Origin of the sequence: Microbacterium sp. NPDC012755 (genome assembly GCF_042901325.1) — a bacterium.
In the GTDB taxonomy this organism is placed as follows: domain Bacteria; phylum Actinomycetota; class Actinomycetes; order Actinomycetales; family Microbacteriaceae; genus Microbacterium; species Microbacterium natoriense.
The window spans coordinates 2,038,504-2,054,377 of the sequence record NZ_JBIBCT010000001.1 but is presented as its reverse complement, the minus strand read 5'-3'; the positions used below and the strand labels follow the sequence as shown (position 1 = coordinate 2,054,377).

At 68.4% G+C, this 15,874-nt stretch carries 21 protein-coding genes and 2 tRNA genes; 2 read left to right on the top strand and 21 right to left on the bottom strand.

Annotated features, from left to right (window positions below):
- Positions 1-14 precede the first annotated feature (14 nt).
- From ACFY5A_RS09525 to ACFY5A_RS09505, 5 genes are all read right to left on the bottom strand, one after another.
- Positions 15-896 (bottom strand): hypothetical protein, encoded by an 882-nt coding sequence (locus ACFY5A_RS09525; protein WP_387233471.1) that lies wholly within the window; start codon positions 894-896, stop codon positions 15-17.
- Positions 897-1,068: 172 nt separating this feature from the next.
- On the bottom strand, positions 1,069-1,914 hold the full coding sequence (gene truA, locus ACFY5A_RS09520) for a tRNA pseudouridine(38-40) synthase TruA (protein WP_387233468.1): 846 nt from the start codon (positions 1,912-1,914) through the stop codon (positions 1,069-1,071).
- A gap of 9 nt (positions 1,915-1,923) precedes the next feature.
- Positions 1,924-2,397, bottom strand: a complete 474-nt coding sequence (gene rraA / locus ACFY5A_RS09515; RefSeq protein ID WP_387233465.1) for a ribonuclease E activity regulator RraA — start codon at positions 2,395-2,397, stop codon at positions 1,924-1,926.
- Positions 2,397-3,935 carry an APC family permease gene (locus ACFY5A_RS09510; RefSeq protein ID WP_341940055.1) on the bottom strand — a complete coding sequence of 513 codons (1,539 nt, stop codon included), beginning with the start codon at positions 3,933-3,935 and terminating at the stop codon, positions 2,397-2,399. The genes rraA and ACFY5A_RS09510 overlap by 1 nt, the downstream gene beginning before the upstream one ends.
- Positions 3,936-4,033: 98 nt before the next feature.
- Positions 4,034-4,399: a helix-turn-helix domain-containing protein gene (locus ACFY5A_RS09505; RefSeq protein ID WP_223586978.1), complete on the bottom strand. Its 366-nt coding sequence runs from the start codon at positions 4,397-4,399 to the stop codon at positions 4,034-4,036.
- A 94-nt stretch (positions 4,400-4,493) separates the two neighbouring features.
- Between ACFY5A_RS09505 and ACFY5A_RS09500 the strand changes: the two genes are divergently transcribed.
- On the top strand, positions 4,494-5,339 hold the full coding sequence (locus ACFY5A_RS09500) for an SDR family oxidoreductase (RefSeq protein WP_341940056.1): 846 nt from the start codon (positions 4,494-4,496) through the stop codon (positions 5,337-5,339).
- Between the two features lie 255 nt (positions 5,340-5,594).
- A complete protein-coding gene (locus tag ACFY5A_RS09495; protein ID WP_387233461.1) occupies positions 5,595-7,130 on the top strand; it encodes an APC family permease in 1,536 nt (511 codons plus the stop codon).
- 15 nt (positions 7,131-7,145) lie between these two features.
- Here ACFY5A_RS09495 and ACFY5A_RS09490 read toward each other — a convergent pair whose 3' ends face one another.
- The 16 genes from ACFY5A_RS09490 to ACFY5A_RS09415 all read right to left on the bottom strand — a co-directional run bounded on the left by ACFY5A_RS09490 (position 7,146) and on the right by ACFY5A_RS09415 (position 15,812).
- Positions 7,146-7,487, bottom strand: a complete 342-nt coding sequence (locus tag ACFY5A_RS09490) for a hypothetical protein (protein ID WP_387233458.1) — start codon at positions 7,485-7,487, stop codon at positions 7,146-7,148.
- Positions 7,484-8,110 carry an Asp23/Gls24 family envelope stress response protein gene (locus ACFY5A_RS09485; protein WP_105672780.1) on the bottom strand — a complete coding sequence of 209 codons (627 nt, stop codon included), beginning with the start codon at positions 8,108-8,110 and terminating at the stop codon, positions 7,484-7,486. The genes ACFY5A_RS09490 and ACFY5A_RS09485 overlap by 4 nt, the downstream gene beginning before the upstream one ends.
- Positions 8,107-8,673 (bottom strand): RNA polymerase sigma factor, encoded by a 567-nt coding sequence (locus ACFY5A_RS09480; protein ID WP_223586981.1) that lies wholly within the window; start codon positions 8,671-8,673, stop codon positions 8,107-8,109. The genes ACFY5A_RS09485 and ACFY5A_RS09480 overlap by 4 nt, the downstream gene beginning before the upstream one ends.
- A 111-nt stretch (positions 8,674-8,784) precedes the next feature.
- Positions 8,785-9,051 (bottom strand): GlsB/YeaQ/YmgE family stress response membrane protein, encoded by a 267-nt coding sequence (locus ACFY5A_RS09475; protein WP_105672665.1) that lies wholly within the window; start codon positions 9,049-9,051, stop codon positions 8,785-8,787.
- A 54-nt stretch (positions 9,052-9,105) separates the two neighbouring features.
- Complete coding sequence (locus tag ACFY5A_RS09470) at positions 9,106-9,279, bottom strand: CsbD family protein (protein ID WP_223586982.1); 174 nt, start codon at positions 9,277-9,279, stop codon at positions 9,106-9,108.
- Positions 9,280-9,340: 61 nt separating this feature from the next.
- Positions 9,341-9,562 carry a hypothetical protein gene (locus ACFY5A_RS09465; protein WP_105672663.1) on the bottom strand — a complete coding sequence of 74 codons (222 nt, stop codon included), beginning with the start codon at positions 9,560-9,562 and terminating at the stop codon, positions 9,341-9,343.
- A gap of 24 nt (positions 9,563-9,586) precedes the next feature.
- Positions 9,587-10,201, bottom strand: coding sequence for a hypothetical protein (locus ACFY5A_RS09460; RefSeq protein WP_387233453.1), 615 nt, complete (start codon positions 10,199-10,201; stop codon positions 9,587-9,589).
- Positions 10,198-10,764: a hypothetical protein gene (locus ACFY5A_RS09455; RefSeq protein WP_387233450.1), complete on the bottom strand. Its 567-nt coding sequence runs from the start codon at positions 10,762-10,764 to the stop codon at positions 10,198-10,200. Before ACFY5A_RS09455 ends, ACFY5A_RS09460 begins: the two co-directional genes overlap by 4 nt.
- On the bottom strand, positions 10,761-11,108 hold the full coding sequence (locus tag ACFY5A_RS09450; RefSeq protein WP_146114254.1) for a hypothetical protein: 348 nt from the start codon (positions 11,106-11,108) through the stop codon (positions 10,761-10,763). The genes ACFY5A_RS09455 and ACFY5A_RS09450 overlap by 4 nt, the downstream gene beginning before the upstream one ends.
- A complete protein-coding gene (locus ACFY5A_RS09445) occupies positions 11,105-11,296 on the bottom strand; it encodes a DUF2273 domain-containing protein (RefSeq protein WP_105672659.1) in 192 nt (63 codons plus the stop codon). The genes ACFY5A_RS09450 and ACFY5A_RS09445 overlap by 4 nt, the downstream gene beginning before the upstream one ends.
- Entirely contained in the window at positions 11,293-11,739 is a 447-nt protein-coding gene (locus ACFY5A_RS09440; RefSeq protein ID WP_105672779.1) for an Asp23/Gls24 family envelope stress response protein, read from the bottom strand. Before ACFY5A_RS09440 ends, ACFY5A_RS09445 begins: the two co-directional genes overlap by 4 nt.
- A 579-nt stretch (positions 11,740-12,318) precedes the next feature.
- Positions 12,319-12,849 carry a CGNR zinc finger domain-containing protein gene (locus tag ACFY5A_RS09435; RefSeq protein ID WP_344012026.1) on the bottom strand — a complete coding sequence of 177 codons (531 nt, stop codon included), beginning with the start codon at positions 12,847-12,849 and terminating at the stop codon, positions 12,319-12,321.
- Positions 12,846-13,658: an alpha/beta fold hydrolase gene (locus ACFY5A_RS09430; protein ID WP_387233446.1), complete on the bottom strand. Its 813-nt coding sequence runs from the start codon at positions 13,656-13,658 to the stop codon at positions 12,846-12,848. Before ACFY5A_RS09430 ends, ACFY5A_RS09435 begins: the two co-directional genes overlap by 4 nt.
- Positions 13,659-14,379: 721 nt before the next feature.
- Positions 14,380-14,453: transfer RNA gene (locus ACFY5A_RS09425), tRNA-Met, on the bottom strand.
- 34 nt (positions 14,454-14,487) lie between these two features.
- Positions 14,488-14,559 (bottom strand) — tRNA-Thr (locus tag ACFY5A_RS09420).
- A 68-nt stretch (positions 14,560-14,627) separates the two neighbouring features.
- Entirely contained in the window at positions 14,628-15,812 is a 1,185-nt protein-coding gene (locus tag ACFY5A_RS09415; protein ID WP_387233443.1) for a M23 family metallopeptidase, read from the bottom strand.
- Positions 15,813-15,874 lie beyond the last annotated feature (62 nt).

Here is a 15,874-nt window from a genome sequence, read left to right as displayed (position 1 = left end):
GCGGTCGCGATGAATCACCTGTCATAGCCCCAGCGGATGCCGAGCATCCCCGGACCGAAGCCGTGCCTGGCGAGGTGCACCGACCCCGACCTCACCGCACGCGCCGTGGACGCGTACTCCTCCTCCGTCTCGAGGAACTCCTCGCACCAGCTCGGCACGGCATCCGGATGGAAGCGCACCCAGATCAGCGTCTCCCTCGCGGCCCTCGACGTCGCGTGCCAGACGGACTGCCGTGGCGGATGCCCTGGCGGATAGGTCTCGGTGAACTCGATGAGCGTCGTGCCGCCCGTCGTGATGGGCTCGTCGAGGGCGATCACCACCCCGGAGAGGAGACGCCCCGGATGCAGGTATTCGCGGTCGACCCGACCGCCGATGACGTCGGAGAACACCGACATGACGTCGCTCTCGACCGGGGTCGCGTCGATGAGGGGGATCTCGGTGATCGTGCCCTTGGTCGACTGCACGAGCGCCCTCGTGACCACGCGCTCGACGGCTCCGTCGCGACCGACGTGCGCGACGTACTGGGTGGACAGATCCCGCAGCGAGTCCTGAGGAGCCGACCGCAGCGCGACGAGGGTCTCCTCCGCCTCGCGCTGCACCCTCTCCTCGTCGAAGGGGAGCTTCGGGGGCGCCACCGTCCCGAGCCGCGCCGAGGGCCCGAGCAGGCTCGTCAGGTGGCCGCGGTCGAGGGCGAGGCGATCCTCGATGCCCTCGACGACGCTCAGCGACTGCGCGCCCTCCGGTTGCCGCGCCCCCGATCGCCAGTAGCTCAGCGTCGCCATCGACACCGGGTTGCCGTCGTCGTTCAGCAGCGCCTGCAGACGCGCGAGCGTCATGCCGCGTTCAGAGATCGCGACGCGCAGTGCGGCCGCGAACGCCGATGTCCGATCCGTCACAGTTCTCCCTGCCGTCGTGTGAAGGAGCCTCGTCTACAGTCAGCATACGGATTCGCGCTCGCCTCCCCTCAGAGCGGCGGCCCGTCATCACCGTCAGACGGCTGGGGCCTTCGGGTGAACGTCCGTTGCGGCTGGACTTCTTTGGGGGAAGGACAGCCGCAACGGAGCCCCGTCAGTCGTCGGACGTGCGGCGCGCGCGCGTCTGCTCGGCCCGCGTCGACAGCTGCTCGTCGGCCGGATAGCCGACCTCGGTGAGGGTCAGGCCGCGCGCGGCGAGCACCTTGAACTCACTCGTCCTGGCGAGGGCGTCGCGTAGCACGGCCACATCCGCCACGTCGAGTCGTCCCTCGCCGACCGCGGCGCACGCTCCGACGAGGGCGCGCACCATGCTGTGGCAGAACGCGTCCGCCTTGAGCTCCGCGACGAGCACGCCGTCGGCATCCCGCGCCCAGCGGTACTCGAGAAGGGTGCGGATCGTCGTGGCCTCTTCGCGGGGCTTGCAGTACGCCGCGAAGTCGTGGAGGCCGATCAGCGTCTGCGCTGCGGCATCCATCGCCTGCTCGTCCAGGACGCCTCGATGGGTGGTCGTGTTCAGCCGGCGCAGCGGATCGTAGCCGGAGGCCTCGTCGGCGAGCCGGTATCGATACCGCCGCCACACCGCGGAGAAGCGGGCGTCGAAGCCCTCGGGCGCCGGCGAGGAGCGGGTCACCGTGACGTCCGGGTAGGCGCCGAGCACACCGCGTATGCGACCGGCGAGGGAGCCGGCTGGATCGTGCGCCGCCTTCCCGTGCCGCGACTCGACGCGCGACCACTGCTCATCGTCGAGGTCGACGTGGACGACCTGGCCGGAGGCGTGCACGCCGGCATCCGTCCGCCCGGCGACCACGAACTGCACCGGAGAGCCGACGATGCGGGCCAGTGCGTCTTCCAGCGTGCCCTGCACGGTGCGCAGGCCCGGCTGCTTGGCCCACCCGCGGAAGTGGGTGCCGTCGTAAGCGATGTCGAGCCGGATGCGCACTCATCAAGACTAGGACAGGCGCTCGACCAGGATGCCGTCCTCATCGCTGTACAGGTGCGCGCCCACCGCGAACTCCACGCCGCCGAACGAGACGGTGACGTCGACCTCGCCCGCGCCGAGCTTCGCGCTCTTGCGCGGGTTGGTGCCGAGTGCCTTCACTCCGAGGTCGAGCCCGTCGATCGCGACGCTGTCGCGGATGCCGCCGTTGATCACGACCCCCGCCCATCCGTTCTTAACGGCCGACGCGGCGATCAGATCGCCCATCAGTGCGGTGTTCAGCGATCCTCCCCCGTCGATCACGAGCACGGCGCCCTCACCCGGCGTGGCCAGGAGGGACTTCACGAGGGCGTTGTCCTCGAGGCAGCGCACCGTGCGGATGGGGCCGTCGAACGCCCGCCGCCGGCCGAAGGAGCGCAGCTGCAGCGGAAGCGACTGGATGCCGTCGCCGAGCTCGTCGTACAGGTCGGCGGTGGCGACCGCCATCAGATGCCGCCGTCGATCGAGCGGATGAAGTCGCCCGGCTCGTCGGGCACCATGACCTCGGTCTCCATGTTCAGGCTCTCGCCGCGGAAGAACCGCTTCGACCGCGGGAAGAGGAACCAGATGAACATCAGCACGATGCCGATCGCCAGCGAGCCGATACCGACGACGAACGTGCCGCCGATGCCGAGGAGCACGGTGTTGCCGTAGTCCACGTCCCACATGTCGATCGCCGACTGCACGAAGGCCGCGGCCAGCATGAGTCCGCCCAGCAGCGGGAACAGCCCCTTGAAGAAGAAGTCACGCGGCGAGCGCATGAGGTCCTTGCGGAAGTACCAGACGCACGCGAACCCGGTGATCGAGTAGTAGAAGGCGATCGCGAGGCCGAGCGAGAGGATCGAGTCCTGCAGGATGTTGTCGCTGATGAGCGTCATCCCGACGTAGTACGCGATCGCGACGATGCCCATGATGATGGTCGAGAACGACGGGGTCTTGAAGGTCGGGTGCACGTCCTTGAACTTCGCCGGCAGCGCACGGTACACGCCCATCGCGAGGGTGCCGCGGGCGGTCGGGAGGATCGTCGTCTGCGTGGACGAGATGGCCGAGATGATGACCGCGACGACCAGCACCCAGCCGAACGGGCCCAGCAGGCCGTCCTTGATGCCGAGGAAGAAGTCGTCGGCGTTCGCCTCGTTGCCCAGGCCCGTGCCCGTCTCGCCGAGTCCCGCGTACATCATGGCGGCGATCGTCACGGCGACGTAGGTGAAGAGCAGGATGACGCAGGTGAGCACAGCGGCGCGACCGGGGATCCGCTTGGGGTCCTTGGTCTCCTCGTTCAGAGCGAGGCAGGTGTCCCACCCCCAGTAGATGAACAGCGCGAGCAGGATCGCCTCGGTGAAGCCCGACCACGAGGTGAAGGCGAACGGGTTCATCCACTCCCACGAGAAGTCGATGGCGTCGGGGGCGTTGCCGCTGACGATCTGCCAGAAGACGGCGACAATGAAGACGACGAGAGCGAGGTACTGGATGCCGAGCAGGACGTTCTGGATGCGCTCGCCGATCTCGACCCCGCGCCAGCTGACCCAGGTCATGGCGGCGATGAAGAGCACGGCGACGACGATCACGCGCCAGTCGTTGTTCTCCAGGTCGACGCCGATCAATGACCAGAAGTAGACCGACGCGATCTGCGCGAGATTGGCGAGCACCACCATGCCGGCCACCGCGACGCCCCAGCCACCCATCCAGCCCACCCACGGGCCGAAGGCCTTGGTGCCCCACGTGAAGGTGGTGCCGCAGTCGGGCACGGCGTTGTTGAGCTCGCGGTACGCGAAGGCGATGAGCAGCATCGGCACGAAGGCGAGCACGAAGGCGATGGGCGCCTGCGCGCCGACGGCGATGACCACCCAGCCGAGCGAGGCGACCAGCGAGTACACGGGTGCCGTGGATGCCAGGCCGATGACGGTCGATCCCCAGAGCCCCAGTGTCCCCGCTGCCAGCCCCTTGCCGTCGGGTCGTTCCAGATGGATTGGCGTCGTTGACATGTTCAGATAGTAGGGCACCTACTGTTTTCGGGTCAACCACCTACGGATACCAATGGAATCCGTCTTCACAGTGGTACCAAACAACAGAATCCGAAGGTTCAGTCCCGTCCGAGCATCCCATCGGAGTGCTCAGCCACCCAGGCGACCAGAGGGAGCATCCTCTCCATCAGGTCACGCCCCAGCGGAGTGAGGCTGTACTCGACGTGCGGAGGGACCGCCGGCAGGGACTCCCGGTGCACGATGCCGTCCTCGGCGAGGGTGCGCAGAGTGGAGGCCAGCATCTTCTCGCTGATGCCGCCGACCTCTCGACGCAGCTCACCCCAGCGGCGCGTCCCGTCGGAGAGGCAGGAGAGCACCAGCACGCCCCACTTGCTCATGACGTGGTCGAGGATGACCCGCGTGCTGCAACCGGGGTCGAAGAGCATGGGAGACGATCCCTTTATCTGCGCAAAACTCACCGTCATGTAGGTACCTTACTTCAAAGTGGGTACCCACACTTTGGAATGTAAGGCCTTCCCGAGCGGGTTGTGGCTGGTGTCACCTACGAAAGGACACCCCATGACCATCCTCGTCACCGGAGCCACCGGGAACCTCGGCCGCCTGATCATCGAGAGCCTGATCGAGCGCGGTGCGTCCGCCGATCAGATCGTCGCCGGAGCGCGCGACGTCGCGAAGGCCGCCGACCTCGGCGTCCGCGCCGTGCACCTCGACTACACCGACCCCGCGTCCGTCTCCGCCGCCCTCGACGGCGTCGACTCGGTGGTCCTGGTCTCCAGCTCCGAAGTCGGCCAGCGCTTCGCGCAGCACAAGGCCGTGATCGACGCCGCCGCCGCCGCGGGGGTGACGAAGTTCGTCTACACCAGCGCCCCGAAGGCCACCACGACCGATCTGATCCTGGCACCCGAGCACAAGGCCACGGAGGAGGCGATCGCCGCGTCCGGTCTTCCGTCGGTGATCCTGCGCAACAACTGGTACACCGAGAACTACGTGCGCGACCTCGCCACCGCGGCGGAGAGCGGCGTGCTCGCCGCCGGCGTCGGCGACGGCCGGGTGGCATCGGCCAGCCGCAAGGACTTCGCGGATGCCGCGGCCGTCGTCCTCCTCGAAGACGGCCACCTCGGCCAGGTCTACGAGCTCGGCGGCGACGTCGCGTGGAACTACGACGAGCTGGCTGCGGCATTCGCCGAGATCACCGGCCGCGAGGTCTCGTACGTGCGTCTCGACGCCGACGAGCAGGTCGCCGCACTCCGCGCCGCGGGTCTCGACGAGGGCACCGCAGGGTTCGTGGCCGCGCTCGACGCCGGCATCCGCGACGGTGCGCTCGCCGACACGGACGGCACGCTCGCGCGCCTCATCGGCCGGCCGACGACGCCGCTCGTCGACGGACTGCGCGCCGCGGCCTGACGCCGCGAGCACGGGTGGGCGGTGCGGTCGCGATCTCCCTCGCGATGAGCGCACCGCCCGCCCGCAGGCGATCGTCGTCGGCCTGCGGCGATCCGCGAAGAGCCCTGCCGAGGGGACGGGTGCGGTGAGAAAGTTGCCGCCATCCGAACGGAAGTGTGCTAAATATCTACAACAGGATCTTTAACTCGCACCCTGCCCATCGGAATCGATCCACGAGGTCGAGCCACTCGTTCAATGATGATCGGAAGGCCGCAGATGAACACCCGTCCCACGACCCCGTCGGCTCTCGCTGACGGCGAGCACCTCAAAGTCCTCGGATACGACGACACCTTCGACCGGTCGATGAGCCTCTGGGCCAACTTCGCCCTCGGATTCACCTACCTGTCCCCGCTCGTGGGCGTGTACTCGCTCTTCGCCCTCGCCTTGAGCGTCGGAGGTCCGCCGTCGGTGTGGTGGATCTTCATCGTCGGCGCGGGCCAGCTCCTCGTGTCCCTCGTGTTCGGAGAGGTCGTCTCGCAGTATCCGATCCACGGCGGCATCTACCCCTGGGCGCGTCGACTGTGGGGGCGCCGATACGCCTGGATGGCCGCGTGGGTCTACATCTGGGCGATGATCGTCACGGTGACGGCGGTCGCCGAGTTCGGCTCCGGATTCACCGCGAGCCTGTTCGGTCTGGAGCCGACCCCCACGACGACGCTGCTGCTCACGCTCGCGCTGCTGCTTCTCGCTCTGCTCATCAACTTCTCCGGAACCAAGTGGCTGGGACGCGTCGCCCGCATCGGGCTCGCCGCCGAACTCGCCGGCGTCATCGGAGTGGGCCTGTACCTCCTGCTGTTCCAGCGCAAGCAGGAGTTCAGCGTCTTCTTCGACACGATGGGAGTCGAGGGCGACGGCAGCTACACGACCGCGTTCTTCGGAGCCGCGCTCGCCGGGCTGTTCCTGTTCTACGGGTTCGAGGCCTGCGGCGACGTCGCGGAGGAGGTGTCCCAGCCCGCCCGTCGCATCCCGCGCGCGATGGTGCTGACGATCCTCGTCGGAGGCGTCTCCGCCCTGTTCTCGTTCGTCGGCTATGTGCTCGCGGCTCCCGATCTGCAGGCCATCGTCGCCGGCGAGAACGCCGATCCGATCCCCGGCATCCTCGAATCCGCACTCGGAACCGTGGGCGCCAAGATCTTCCTCGTCATCGCCGTCACCGCCTTCATCTCCTGCGTGCTCAGCCTCCAGGCCGCCGCCAGCCGCCTCCTGTTCTCCTTCGCACGCGACGGGATGCTGCCGGGCCACCGCTGGCTGTCGAAGATCTCGCCCCGGAACAAGGTGCCGACCAACGCGCTGATCGTCGCCTGCACGATTCCGGCGATCATCGCGGTGCTCGTGTGGATCAATCCGGACCTGCTGGTGGCCGTCACCGCGTTCGCCGTGCTCGGCATCTACGTCGCATTCCAGATGGTCGTGCTCGGCGCCCTGCGCCAGCGTCTGCGCGGATGGCGACCGGCCGGTCCCTTCTCGCTGGGTGCCTGGGGAATCGTCGTCAATGCCCTCGCCCTCGCCTACGGCGTGTTCGCGATGGTGCTCCTCGCGCTCCCCGGCTCCTCCGGCAACGTCGTCACCGACTGGATCGTCCTGATCGGGCTCGGCGTCGTCGTGGTCACGGGAATCGCGTACCTTCTCATCGCTCGCCCCGACGGGAAGTCCGACGCCCCCGAGGGCGACGCGATCACCGTCGCCGAGGAGATCCGACGCCGCACGGGCGCGATCCCCCTCCCCCAGGCCTCTCGGCGCACGCCGCGCTGACGGCGGGAGCCGCGACTACTCGTGCACGTGCACGACGGTGAGCCGGATACCCGACGCCTCCAGCCCCTCCGCCTCGAGCATCGCCGCGACCGCCGCGTGCACCGCGCGTACGGTGACTGCGGCGCTCGCGGCGACCTCGACGGCGATCGAGACCTCGACGCCCAACCGGTCTCCGTCTCGGTCCACGACGACGAGCGGCTCGTCTCCGTCGCGCAGCCCCAGGGCCTCCGCCGCGCGGCCGACGAGGTTGGACGCGAGAGATCCGGAGCGGTACACGCTCTGCACGCCCGGAACCCGCCGCACCGCGGCCTCGATCTCGCCCGCGAGGGAGATGCGCTGCTCCTGCTCCTGCGTCATCGGCCTGCCCCCTCTTCCCAGGATGCGACGTCTTGGATGTCGCGCACCGTGATGTCGATCCCCACCACGTTGAGCTCGGTGTGCCGTCGCAGCCGGTCTGCGACCTCGGCGCGCAGCCTCTCGACGAGGTTCGGGATGGGTTCCCCGTAGGGAACGCTGGCGTCGATGTCGATCCGGATCGGGGCACCGGGCTGCTCGGCGTCGCCGTCGAGCCGGCACCGGCCGACGAGCACGCCGGGGACGCTGCCCTCCGCCGCGCGCACGAGTCCGCGGACCGCGCCCTCGGTGATTCCGAGGTCGGCGCCGCCGACCTCGGACGCGATCGGGACGCGTCGTCCCGATCGGGCGTCCAGGACGATCCCGCTGAGGATGCGGTCCACCCAGCTGTCATCCACCTCCTGCTCCTCCGCCGCATCGGCAGCGATGAGCTGCCCGGTCAAGGCGCGAAGACGAACCAGCGCATCGAGGGCGAGCTGGCATCCCGCGGATCCGTCGATGGACGGGTTCGCCGGAGTCCGATCGGCATCGAGGTAGTCGGTGAGCTCGTCGATCGTGTGACCGTCGAGATCCGCCGGTTCCAGCCCGAGTCGGCGCAGTTCAGGCGCGTCGTGTTCGTCGCTCATCGCCACTCCTCCATCCGTACGATGATGTACTTCCGGGCGCGGGCCAGCAGGCCGCGCGCCGTGGTGACGGGAATGTCGAGCTCCTCGGCGATCTCGTCATAGGAATATCCGCCGATCTCGCGGAGCACCCAGCACTCGCGCTGTCCGTCGGGCAGTTCGCGCAGTGCGGCGGCGAGTGCCTCGACCTCCGCGCGTGTCTCGGCGATGCGCGGAGGCGACGCGTGCGACGGCGCCGGATGCTCGACGTCGTCGATGTCGAGCACCGGCCGCTGCGCGCGCAGGCGGTCGACCGCCTTGCGGCTGACGATCCGCATGAGCCAGCTCTTCACCTTCACCGGCTCGTCCAGCTCAGGGAGCCGCTGCCACGCCGTCACGAACGCGTCCTGCACGATGTCATCCACGTCGGCGGAGGCGTTCAGCATCCGCTGGGTGTACGCCCTCATCATCGGCGTGTACCTGCGCACGAGAACGGCGAACGCCGCGACGTCTCCGTCCATCGCACGTCCGGCGACGATGCCGTCGTCGGCGCGCTCAAGGGCGCTGCCCGAACGCCTGTCGTCCATTCCCCGCCCTTCCCCCATCTGACCGTCGGCCGGTCCGGGCCGGTGTCGCCACCGCCCCGGACCCAGCATCTCCCTGCGACGGGCATGCCTCGCCGAACTCTGTCCGCTTCCTCACGCCTTCGCGCGGCGTCCGACGAGCAATCCGTAGATCAGCAACACGATGAGCGAACCGCCGATCGCGAGCACCCACGTGGAGAGCGAGAAGAACGAGTCGAGGCTCACGTTGAAGAGGAGCCCGCCCAGCCAGCCGCCGAGCATCGCGCCGACGATGCCGAGCAGGAGCGTGACGAACCAGCCGCCCGCCTGCTTTCCGGGCATGAGGAGTTTCGCGATCGCTCCGGCGATCAGTCCGAGGAGGAGGAATCCGAAGAAGCCCATGGTGTGTCCTTTCGATGAGATGGAGGCGGGGCCGTGTCGGCCCCGCCCGGTCCGCTACTTCTTGAACGCGTCCTTCACGTCCTCCGCGGCGTCCCTGATCTCGCCCTTGGCCTGCTCGGCCTTGCCCTCGGCGACGAGCTTGTCGTCGTTCATGACGTGCCCGACGGTCTCCTTGGCCTTGCCCGCGACCTTCTCGGCTGCGGCCTTGATCTTGTCCTGAGCGCTCATGGCGTCTCCCTTCCGTGAACGGCCCCGGATCTCGGGGCCGAGTCCTTGTCTCCCGTGCGCCTCAGCGCACGGCCTTCTGCAGCTTCCGCTGCGCGTCCTGGATCGACCGGCGCGCCTTCTTGGCCATCCGGGCGCGTGACTTCCGCGCGTCGGGGTTCGTCCACAGGCGCTCCAGCTGATGCCGGATGTCCTCGTAGTCCTTGCCCCGTGCCTTCGCCGTCTCCGCGCCCACGATGTAGGCCGCGATGGCGATGATCGCCACGATGATGATGTTCTTGCGCATGTCGTCCCTTCCTCGTCGTCGTACTCAGCGCACGCGTGTGCGCCGCTTCAGCCCGTCGCGCCAGCTCCGATCGGACAGGTGCAGCAGGATCGGTCCGCGGGTGCCCAGCAGCGCGTCCCAGTCATCGACCGCGGATTCGGCGGCGGTCACGACCCTCCGGAGAGAGGCGCCGCGCTGGACCGTCACGGCGAGCTCGATCGTCCGCGCCCGCCGGACGAGGTACGCGTTGGTGCGCGCGGCGAGGACGTCGGGCCGTTCCCCCAGAGTCCCGGCGAGCACCGCCTCCGCGACGTTGCGATCGACGACGGTGCTTCCGTCGGCGGCCTCGGCGCGCAGGATGTTCCTCGTCCTGCCTCCGCCTCGTGTGAAGACGAAGACGATCAGCAGGATCGTCAGCAGCAGCGCGATGCCCAGCGCGACCGGCAGCATCCCCGGAACGGACCCCGCCCCTGGCACGTCGACGCTCCACGAGCCGAACCGCGCCGAGAGGTCGTCGACGACCGTCGTCACACGCTCTTGCCACGGGCTCAGCCGCGGAGCCCCGATGCCGACCGCGAGCGCAGCCGCTCCCGCAACGAGGAGGATCAGCCCGAACACGAGCAGCAGCGCGCGGTTCAGCGCCCTGTTGGTGGAGGTCATGCGACCACTCCCCTCTCCGAGATGTAGACCTTCGGCGTCACGACGAATCCCAGGTCGGACACGGTGTCGACCGCCGTCTCCGCGACGGCGGATTCGTCGATGCGGATGCCGCTGGTCGGCGTCACCCGCACCGTCACGCGACGACGGGCGAGCGTGACCGAGACCTGTCTGCGGTCGATGCCGCACCGGGCCGCGACGGCATCCGCCACCGCATCCGCGAGCACTCCGTCGTCGACGAGGAGGGCGACCCGCTCTGTCGTGCGCGCCCTGCGCGCCCGACGCCCCGGGAGGACGGCGAGCAGCAGCAGGATCAGCGCGACGACGACGGCCACCGCTCCCGCGACGATGAGCGGCACCCGGCCCGCATCGGGCGATGTCAGCTCTGCGAAGCGAGCGGATGCCGCTTCGCTGAACCGCGGATCGAGCAGACTCCACACGCCTCCGACGAGCAGGGCGAGCAGCAGCACGACCGCGACGGATGCCGCGACCACCGCCGCGACGGACCGCGAAGAGTGCGTCTCCCGGCGCAGCACGCGCCGATACGCTGCCTGTTCGGTGGTCATGCGACCCTCGTCTCTGCGATCTTCCTGACACCCGAGTAGCGGATGTCGACGGTCCCCACGGTTCGCCCGGCCAGCTCCTGCATCCCGCTGATCAGCCCGTGGCGGAGTGCGGCCCCGCTGTCGACGACGGATTCGCGCCGCGACCCCTGCAGGGCGACAGGAACCGTCACCGACACCCGGAGAGAACCCCGGTCGTCGGCCAGCGCGACCGAGACGTCGCGACGCGGAACGCGTGCGAGGTCTCGCGCCAGACCGACGGCCAGGTGCTCGAGGGCACGGGCGCTGACTGTCGTCCGCCCCGGAGCGCCCCCCGGCGCCGGTGCGGTGCGATCGTCGATCATCATGATGATGAACGCCGTCCCCTGAACGCATCGGCGAGCGCTCGTACATCGAGCCGCCCGTCGACGATCCGGCCGATGATCGCGCCGACGAGCATCGCCACGGCCACCAGGACGAACGCCCAGAACCCGAGGACGACCCAGGTCAGCGCGAGCGCTGCCCCTGCGGCGGCGCCGATCACCGAAGTGCTCACTGGACTCGCGCCTCCTGCGGCTGCTCGGCGCCGTCGTCGTCGGAGGGGATGTGGACGTCGTTGACGGTGACGTTGACCTCGGCGACCTCCATGCCCACGAGCTCGACCATGGCGTGCACGATCGCCGCGCGGACGTCATCGGCCACCTTCTGCAGCGAGACGGGGTACTCGGCGACGATCGTGACGTCGACCGCGACCTGCGTCTCCCCGACCTCGACGCTGATGCCCTGCGCGAGATCCGTCGTGTTCAGCGCGTCGCGGATGGCCCCAACCATGCGCGCGGCGCCTCCGCCGAGCGCGTACACGCCGCTGACATCGCGTGCGGCGATGCCCGCGATCTTCGCGACCACGCCATCCTCGATCGTCGTCTTCCCGGCCGCCGACGCCTGCGGCGCCGAAACGACCTGAGCCTTGGGCTGGGTGCCACCAGTCACATTCGCCATCATGAGCTCCTTCTCCGTGTGTCCGCGGCCGTTCCCGGCAGCGGGTCGCAATCGTGCGACACCACTAGGACGGATGCCGGAGTCGAAACGTCACAGATTCGTCGAAAAAGATCTTCGCGGGGGCATGACGGCAGGGCCGACCGGCATCCGATCACCGCGATGCCGACGGAGCCCGGTCCCGTCCTCAGTTGCGGCCTGTGCCACGCTCTTGGCATGAACTCCCCTGACGGCAAACCCTCCCGCCGCGGCGCCGTCATCGGTCTGCTGTTCTTCGTGATCGGCATACCGATCGCCGTGTCGCTGCTCATACTGTCGCTCTGACGCTCCGTCACCGCCGGTCGGGGTGTTCGCCTCCGCGGCGGAACCTGCGCCGCGGATCCACTCGACGCGGTGCTCGGCATCCGAATCTGCGGAGTCTGCGCGGCGCAAATTGCACCCACAACGCAAAATCCCCGGACGTATCCGGGGCTGATCTGGTGTTTCTGTAGACCTTATCGAGCTCGGATCCGGGCACCCTCCGCAGACCGCGCGCACCGCGGCTGGCGCATCCCGATCCCGCGCCTGCCCGTGGGAGTGGATTCAGGCGAGCCGATCGCGATAGTGGCGCATCTTGCTGCGCGCACCGCACGTGTTCATGTCGCACCAGGTTCGCGTCCCGGACCGTGAACTGTCGTAGAACACCCACCGGCATGCTTCCGAGGCGCAGGTCCTGAGCCGCAGCCCCGACCCGGTCAAGCCGTGGAGGAGCAACGCCCCGACCGCCGCGCCTGCCGGCGAGACCGTTCGCGCGCCCGACGGGGTCAGCGCGAGTCGACCGGAGTCGTCAACGCAAGGACTCTCCCAGTGCTCTCGCGCGAGCCGGTTCAGCGTGGATCGCGCCGACGGGTCGGTGCGGTCGGTGAGGAACGATCGAATGTCCTCCCTGGCGCCGCGCAACGAGGCGAGATGCTCAGGCGTGACCTCCGCCTCCCCCCATCCGTACCGGACCAGCCACTCTCTCCCGCCACGGATCGTCGCGAGTGCGTCGATGCCGCGCAGCAGCATGGCGCTGTTGCAGAGATCTTCAACGGCGCGCAGCTCTTCAGGTACGGCGGATCGCGCGATGTTCACGCGCTCAGCAGCCTGAGAAGTGCGCCGGGCTGATCCTCCGGGACCATGTGTCCGGCTCCGTTGATGATCGAGAACCGCGCGTGGCTCGGGAGAGTGGTCACGAGTCGCTGGGCGTAGTCGATACCGAGCCACGCATCGTCCTCACCCCAGATCACGTGGATGGGGATGTCGAGTAGCCGGAGTCGGTCCTGGAGCTCGTTCGTGTTGTCCTCGCCACCCTGGGCGTACTGCCGGTAGAACGCTCGCGCCCCTTCCGCCCCCGCCCACTGGTCCGTGTATGACGCCAGGGCCTCTGCACGCAGACCCACGTGGCTGCCTGACCGTATCTTGGCATCGATCAGGGCAGCGCTCGCCCAGCCAGGGAGCGCCTCGAACACCTCGGGATGCTGATGGACGGCCTGGAAGAACCCGCCGTCGCCCCACCCGCTCACCGTGGCGGCGTCGATGAGCGTGAGCGACTCGAAGGTCACGTCGTGCAGGAGCGCCGCGCGCAGCGCGACCGCGCCGCCGACGTCATGAGCCACGACCCGAGGCGCGGAGACCGTCCAGTGTTCGAGGAGATCGACGAAGATCATCGCCTGCCGCCGAAGGCTCACGTCCGGCGCGGTGCGGGACGACTGCCCGAAACCGAGCATGTCCCAGACATAGACCTGGTGATCACGAGCCAGCACGGGGACGATGTCCCGCCAGATGAACGACGAGAAGGGGGTGCCGTGCAGCAGGACGAGCGGCGGACCGCTGCCGAACGAACCCCATCGCACCGTGCCGTCGCCGACGTCGAACCGCTCGGGGAGCGACCAGTCGGTCATGGGTTTCCCTTCGTTGTTACTGCCTATGTTGTTTAGACGGTAACAGACGCGGGAGGACGGCGGGGACGTTGACGACTGACGCCGATCGCCCCGCCGCTGTCCTGGCTGTCCTGCGTCAACAACCCCATGGCCGGCATCGGCCGGGCGCGGGGTCTCACGTATCTGAGATCACCCACGTGGCCAGCGAGCGTTGAACGCGAGAAGCTCCGCAGGACGCGTGATGGGCATCAGGCCGGCCACCGGCATTCGACATGCAACTCATGGAATGGCGCCCCGGGAGAAGTCACACGAGAATCCCGACGCGTGCGTCGGTCGGATCAGCGAGCATCTCGTAGCGGTCGCGTGCGCCTCACGGCCACCTCTGAGCTATTGATTGAGGAAAATCGCCAATACACCTAGAGGAACGCCGACGACGAAGAATATCAAGCCGACAATCGCGTACCGGCGCTCGACCCTGCCCGCTTTCGCCTTCATGCCTCTAAGAATCCCATCAAATCAACGCAAAGTCGAGGACAAGGGGCGTTTAGCGCCCTGCGGCAGCCGCTGAACGGTCGCCGTCGACGTGACGGCAACAGAGCTCGGTGCACGAGGTCATCCTCACGAGCTGCTGCACTCGTTCCACGCGACCTTGCTCGTGCTCAAACCGTGAGGTCGCTCCTGCCGTGGGAGGCGAAGCGGTCAAAACGACAAAACCCCCGGCTACACCGGGGGTCCTATTCTGTAGCAGGAGCGGGGCTTGAACCCGCGACCTCACGATTATGAGTCGTGCGCTCTGACCAGCTGAGCTACCCTGCCGCACTGCATCCGCATCGCAGATACGAACACTGTGAGCCCCGAGTCAGGATTGAACTGACGACCCCTTCCTTACCATGGAAGTGCTCTGCCACTGAGCTATCGGGGCGTGCTGCCCCTCGCGGGGCAACCACACGAGAATACCATCACAGTGGCGTTCTCATGAAATCGAGGCGGTCAGTCCAGCGTGTACCGGCCCGCGTTCGCCTTGAGCCAGGGAAGCGGGTCGATCGTCTTGCCGTTGACGATGATCTCGAAGTGCAGATGGGCGCCGAAGGAGTGGCCGGTGTTGCCGGTCAGCCCCACGATGTCGCCGACCTTGACGGTCTGTCCGGCCTTGACCTTCAGCGAGCCGTACTGCATGTGCGAGTAGTGGCTCGTGATGACCTGACCGTCGATGACGTGGTCGATGTAGACGGTCACGCCGTAGCCGCCGCCCTGCTCCGTCGCGATGCGCACGGTGCCGTCGGCGATCGCCTGGATCGGGGCGCCCTCGCCCGGCACGAAGTCGATGCCCTCGTGCATGCGGCCCCAGCGGGGTCCGTAGCCCGAGCTCATGCCGACGCCGACGAGGAACGGCCACTGGATGGCCGCCTCGGGGTCGTTGGTGAAGACGGTGTCGGAGAACTTGATGCCCTGCTCGGACGCGAGGTCGACGAGAGAGACGGTCGAGAAGTCCTCCGCGCTGGCGAGCGTCTCGTTCTGCACGTCCGACGAGGTCACGAAAGCCTGGATCGGGGTGTCGGACTTGTCCGCGCCCGCGGAGGCGGCGACGAGTGAGGTCGAGGCGACGCCGTTCGAGCCGACGGCGGCCACCGCCTCAGCCGGCAGCGTCATCGAGACAGCGAGGAGGCCGGCGAGGCTCATCACGCCGACGGTCGCACCGACGGCCAGGAACTTGCGGGCGCTCGGACGGCGACGGGCCACGTGCTCGACGGTCGGAGCGTCCGCGACAGCGGGCTCCTCGTCGACCGGAGCGGATGCCGCGGCGTCTGCGACATCGCCGGAGACGGAGCGGAACGTGCGGGCAGCCTGCTCGAACGGGTCGGCGGAGGTCTGCTCCCCCACCGTCGGCGTCTCGACGACGGGCTCGGCAGCGGATTCTGCTGCAACAGGCTCGGCGGGTGCGGCTGCGATGTCGGGAGTCTTGTCGGCGGTGAGAGCGGCGACCATGGCGACCGCTTCGGCGACGGTCACGCTCCGGCGAACGGTGCGGCGCGTCATCGGCGCCGACGACACCGGTGCGCTGCCTTCGGAGACAGCTGCCGTCGCTCCTGCCGCGGGGGCCTCGGAGGCCGCAGTGCGGATGCGGCTGGAGCGGCGCGTGGGCGCAGGGGCAGCCTGGGGATTCTCGAAGGGCAAAACGATTCTCTCGGGTCAGACGTCAAGCAGGGGGGATGCTTGCACCCTCATCGCCTCGGGAA

Bases quoted from the DNA above. Each gene is read 5' to 3' on its own strand.
- rraA (WP_387233465.1), bottom strand. From the start codon at position 2,397: ATGGCGGTCGCCACCGCCGACCTGTACGACGAGCTCGGCGACGGCATC.
- ACFY5A_RS09510 (WP_341940055.1), bottom strand. From the start codon at position 3,935: ATGTCAACGACGCCAATCCATCTGGAACGACCCGACGGCAAGGGGCTG.
- ACFY5A_RS09505 (WP_223586978.1), bottom strand. From the start codon at position 4,399: ATGACGGTGAGTTTTGCGCAGATAAAGGGATCGTCTCCCATGCTCTTC.
- ACFY5A_RS09500 (WP_341940056.1), top strand. From the start codon at position 4,494: ATGACCATCCTCGTCACCGGAGCCACCGGGAACCTCGGCCGCCTGATC.
- ACFY5A_RS09495 (WP_387233461.1), top strand. From the start codon at position 5,595: ATGAACACCCGTCCCACGACCCCGTCGGCTCTCGCTGACGGCGAGCAC.
- ACFY5A_RS09490 (WP_387233458.1), bottom strand. From the start codon at position 7,487: ATGACGCAGGAGCAGGAGCAGCGCATCTCCCTCGCGGGCGAGATCGAG.
- ACFY5A_RS09485 (WP_105672780.1), bottom strand. From the start codon at position 8,110: ATGAGCGACGAACACGACGCGCCTGAACTGCGCCGACTCGGGCTGGAA.
- ACFY5A_RS09480 (WP_223586981.1), bottom strand. From the start codon at position 8,673: ATGGACGACAGGCGTTCGGGCAGCGCCCTTGAGCGCGCCGACGACGGC.
- ACFY5A_RS09475 (WP_105672665.1), bottom strand. From the start codon at position 9,051: ATGGGCTTCTTCGGATTCCTCCTCCTCGGACTGATCGCCGGAGCGATC.
- ACFY5A_RS09470 (WP_223586982.1), bottom strand. From the start codon at position 9,279: ATGAGCGCTCAGGACAAGATCAAGGCCGCAGCCGAGAAGGTCGCGGGC.
- ACFY5A_RS09465 (WP_105672663.1), bottom strand. From the start codon at position 9,562: ATGCGCAAGAACATCATCATCGTGGCGATCATCGCCATCGCGGCCTAC.
- ACFY5A_RS09460 (WP_387233453.1), bottom strand. From the start codon at position 10,201: ATGACCTCCACCAACAGGGCGCTGAACCGCGCGCTGCTGCTCGTGTTC.
- ACFY5A_RS09455 (WP_387233450.1), bottom strand. From the start codon at position 10,764: ATGACCACCGAACAGGCAGCGTATCGGCGCGTGCTGCGCCGGGAGACG.
- ACFY5A_RS09450 (WP_146114254.1), bottom strand. From the start codon at position 11,108: ATGATGATCGACGATCGCACCGCACCGGCGCCGGGGGGCGCTCCGGGG.
- ACFY5A_RS09440 (WP_105672779.1), bottom strand. From the start codon at position 11,739: ATGGCGAATGTGACTGGTGGCACCCAGCCCAAGGCTCAGGTCGTTTCG.
- ACFY5A_RS09430 (WP_387233446.1), bottom strand. From the start codon at position 13,658: ATGACCGACTGGTCGCTCCCCGAGCGGTTCGACGTCGGCGACGGCACG.